At 68.6% G+C, this 3,859-nt stretch carries 2 protein-coding genes; one reads left to right on the top strand and one right to left on the bottom strand.

Annotated features, from left to right (window positions below; all coding sequences use genetic code 11):
- Positions 1 to 135: 135 nt before the first annotated feature.
- On the bottom strand, positions 136 to 2,406 hold the full coding sequence (locus tag ACFU8Q_RS40005; protein WP_384464703.1) for an LPXTG cell wall anchor domain-containing protein: 2,271 nt from the start codon (positions 2,404 to 2,406) through the stop codon (positions 136 to 138).
- Positions 2,407 to 2,805: 399 nt separating this feature from the next.
- Here ACFU8Q_RS40005 and ACFU8Q_RS40000 point away from each other — a divergent pair, with 399 nt between their 5' ends.
- Complete coding sequence (locus tag ACFU8Q_RS40000) at positions 2,806 to 3,510, top strand: DUF6333 family protein (RefSeq protein ID WP_384464700.1); 705 nt, start codon at positions 2,806 to 2,808, stop codon at positions 3,508 to 3,510.
- Positions 3,511 to 3,859: the final 349 nt, after the last annotated feature.

The raw sequence follows: 3,859 nt of genomic DNA, 5'->3' as shown, positions 1-3,859 counted from the left end.
CGGACCTCCCACCTGGCAGCACTTCGTCCCGCCGGATGAACTCCCGACGGGACGAAGCGATCAACGCTGGGCCCCGAATTCGCCAACAGCATCCCTTCGGGTGCGGGGCCGGAGCATGTTGCGGGACCGGTCGGGCTATTGCGGTGCGGCCGTCCGGCGGCGCTTCCACCAGATCAGTCCGCCGCCCAGGGCCGCGAGCGCGGCGGCGATGCCCGCGATCAGACCGATGGGGGTGTCCGAGCCGGTGTCGGCGAGGCCGCCGCCCGGGTCCGGGTCGTTCTGGCCGCCGCCGTGGCCGCCCGTGGCGGGCGGCGTGGAGGGGGCAGGGCCGGGGGTGGTCGGCTTGTCCGTCGGCTTGCCGGTCGGCTCGCCCGGCTTGGTCGGCGTCGGGTCCGGTCCTGGCCCGTCATCGCCTCCGCCGATGTCGGTGGAGGTGGTGTTGCCGCCCAGGAGCAGCAGGTTGCTGTCGCTGTCCTTGGCGTTGTCGGTGAGGGTCTCCACCGACGTCCGGGTCTGGCGGGGAAGGTAGCGGTGCTCGGCGGTGAACCGGGTCCTGGTGATGTTGCGCTTGGGCTGCTTGGAGAAGTCGACGCCGCCGACGATGTAGACCATCACGCCTTCGGCGGTGTCCACGTCGTACTGGAACTCACCGTTGAGGAAGATCTTCCGGTACTCCCGGAACAGCTCGTTCTTGTCCCAGTTCTGGTTGGGGGCGCGCAGCGGCCACGCCTTCACGTCGTTGCTGTTGATGATCTTGCGGTAGTCGGTCGGCGTCTTCGCGTCCTGGAGACGGATCCACTCGGCAGCCACGCGGGCGGTGTAGACACGGCGCAGATCCGCGTACTGCGGGGCGGTGTTGATGGTCTTCTCGACCTCGGGGACGATCATCCGGTCGATGACCCGCTGTGCCTGTTCCCGTTCGGCCTTGGACGGGTTGCAGATCCGCTCGCCGCCGGGTTCGGTGGCGAAGTCCTGCGGGGTGGACTTCAGCTTCAGGGGGGCGTCAAGGATGTAGATGCCGCCGTCCTGCTCGCGTACCGTCGCGGTCTTCGGCTCGATCCAGTTGCGGATCCCGGCGAAGCACGGGCGGCCGTCCACCTTGGGCAGGGACGCCCAGAACCGCTTGCCGAGATCGGTCTCGGGGTCCATCGCCCTGAAGAAGTCGTGCTTCATCTGGAGATCGGCTTCGAGAAGGATCCGGCCGGCGTCGGTCTTCCCGAACTGGGCGTCCATGACCCTGTTGGGCTCGTCCGGGTTGAGATTCACCCAGAACTTGTCCGGGGTCAGCGCCAGCCACGTCAGGAAGGCGTCCGAGATGAGCTGTGCCTTCTCCTTGCCGCCCCAGCCGGACTTCTCCTCGGGGTCTTCCTTGGCGGAGAAGCCGTAGTCGAGGCCCTTGCCCTTGACGGGCTTGCCGACGTAGCGGAGTTCGAGGGTGGTGAAGTCCACGCCGCCCGGACCGCGTGGCGAGAGCCGGTTGGGGTCGGCGGCGTTCTTCCGGTTCAGGAAGTCGCCCATGCTCTTGGGGTTGGGACGGGACTCGCGGATCAGGTCGTTCGCGCCGCCGCCCGTGGTGGCGGGCCTGCCGGGGGGCTGCATGTTGGTCGACTTCGCGCGCACGCCGCCACTCGGAGCCTTCTCGACCTTGTCGGAGCGGTAGTTGTACTCCGTGACCCGGTTGGCGCCCGCGTTCCTACGCAGCTCCTCCTTCAGGTCGATCGCCGATTTTTCCTGCTTCTCGGCATAGATGTACTTCATGGACGTGTGGCGCCAGTTCTTGTCCTTGGACCACGCGATGTCCTTGGGGATCTGCTTGGGGTCGGGCTGCCCGTTGGACTTGATCTCCAGGATCTGGCCGGTCCTGGTGTTGTAGGCGTCGAGCTGCCTGCGGTAGGTCTTGCCGGTGTCCGGGTCCTTGAACTCCACCTCCTTCTGGCAGATCCACTCCGGGCCGGTCAGCCCGTGGTCCTTGATGACCTTCTTCTCGAACGCCTTGCCGCGCGGGTCGTTGCCGGCGTTGCGGATCAGACGGACATCGCGCCAGTGCGACCAGTCGCCCCAGGCGTTCGCGTTGGACTTGCGCGCCTGGAGCCACGTCCAGTAGACGCGGTCGATCGGCTTGGACTTCGGCGGCTGCTTGTCCAGTTTCACCAGCCGGTCGATGTCGGCCTGGCTGGGCGGGCCGAGGCCGTCCCACTTCTTGCCCGGGTTCTCGTACTCGTACGTGTCCCACCGGGACTTGTCCCGGGAGGCGTCGAACTCCGGCAGTTGGGCGATGGCCTCGATGTCGTCGGCAAGCTGGTAGTACTCCTTGCACGGCGTGCCCGGGTCCAGCGGCTTCGGCGGCCTGGGAGCCGCGCCCGCGTAGCCGGTCAGGCCGGGAACACCGGTGAGGGCAAGGCCCACTGCCGCGACAACGGCCGCAGCGGAAGCCAGACGCGCCCTGACGCGTAAACGTATCGCTTTCACACTCTTTGTCCCTGCTCGTGGGGGCTGGGGGACAGGTACGGGGCGGTGCGAGGCCCCCGTGACATGACACCGCCAACCCGCACTTTAGGGGTGCAACTCCGCGGTGAGCCAAGGGGTTTGGAAATCGACACGCCGATCGATGCCTGGTGGCATCCCGGCCCAGGAGGGTGCTGAAGACCTCGGCCGGATGAGCGAGCGGCGTCTGGTGCGTGCGGCTGCAAGGCGCCGAAGCGGCCTCATAGCCGAGCTATGAAGCCGTTTCGGCAACCCCGCAGATGTGCGTGCCGGGCGTCGGGAGCCCGGGCAAGATCTTCAGCACCCTCCTAGGCTCGCCTCATGAGCCCGAACCCGCGTATCGCCTGGCGGCAGTCCACCCTTCGGATCATCCGCGTACACCCGCCCTACCACGCCCCCTACGACCAGCACACCATCCGCCACGCACCGGCCCACGACCCGGTCCGCGCCCGCGCTGTCGTCGCCGAACTCTCCACCGTCGCCACCGTCGCCGAAGAACTCGGCCCCATGCTCCGCCGGGACATCGGCCATCCCCGCCACCTCGGCGACCTCGACCACGTCGCCGTCGGATGCTGGGGCGACATCGTCCAGATCAGCGATCCCGCCTTCGGTGAGGACGGCAGCCTCTCCACCAACCTCGACGCCGCGTTCGACGCCCAGGTCAAAGCTCACCCCGAGGCCCGCATCACCGCCGTCTGCGAGATGGACTCGGCCGAGATCTACGGCAAGTACCTCGCCCATGTCCCCGGGCAGCCCCGCCTCTCCGCCGACGGCTGGGACGACCAGTACGTCATCGGCAACCCCGCGCAGCTCCTGCGGGCCGTCGGCGTCGACCCCGGCGCCCCCGGGGCCGAGTGCCTCGACACGGACCAGGACGAGCCGTTCATCGGCGTCGAGTACCTCGACCTCCTCGCGTGCGGCCTGCACTCCGTCTACAGCAAGGAGGACCTGATGGTGTCCGTCTTCGAGGTCACCCGCACCGAGGACGTCCAGGAAGCCATCGACGACGTCTGGCGCCAGGCCTGAGACCTGCAGGCGGCCCGTGCCGAGCGGTGGTGCAACCGTCGCGGGAGGTCGCAACGGCTCAGAAACTCGGCACGGTACCTCCGCCCGCGGGGACGCCGGCCCCGGAGGCACGTACCGCCACGACGACCCCACCGCCACGTTCCTCACGGCCCGGAACAAGCCTGACAGCAAGCAGGAAAACCGACGGCCCGGCGAGCCCGACGGCCGGCGGAATCCTGTTCCGTAGGCCGTTCAACCTCGCGCCCCGCCCCGCCCCGGAACGTCCGGAGCGGGGCGGCGAGGCACGTCCCCGGCCTCGGCATCCGCATCTCCCGCAAGGAAAACGCAGTGGGGCGGTGGGCCCGCCGGC

The organism is Streptomyces sp. NPDC057543, assembly GCF_042801895.1.
In the GTDB taxonomy this organism is placed as follows: Bacteria; Actinomycetota; Actinomycetes; order Streptomycetales; family Streptomycetaceae; genus Streptomyces.
Note: the sequence above shows the minus strand (reverse complement) of the source record. Positions and strands in the feature narration are given on the sequence as shown.

Excerpts from the sequence above, each read along its gene's own strand:
- ACFU8Q_RS40000 (WP_384464700.1), top strand. The coding sequence starts at position 2,806 with ATGAGCCCGAACCCGCGTATCGCCTGGCGGCAGTCCACCCTTCGGATC.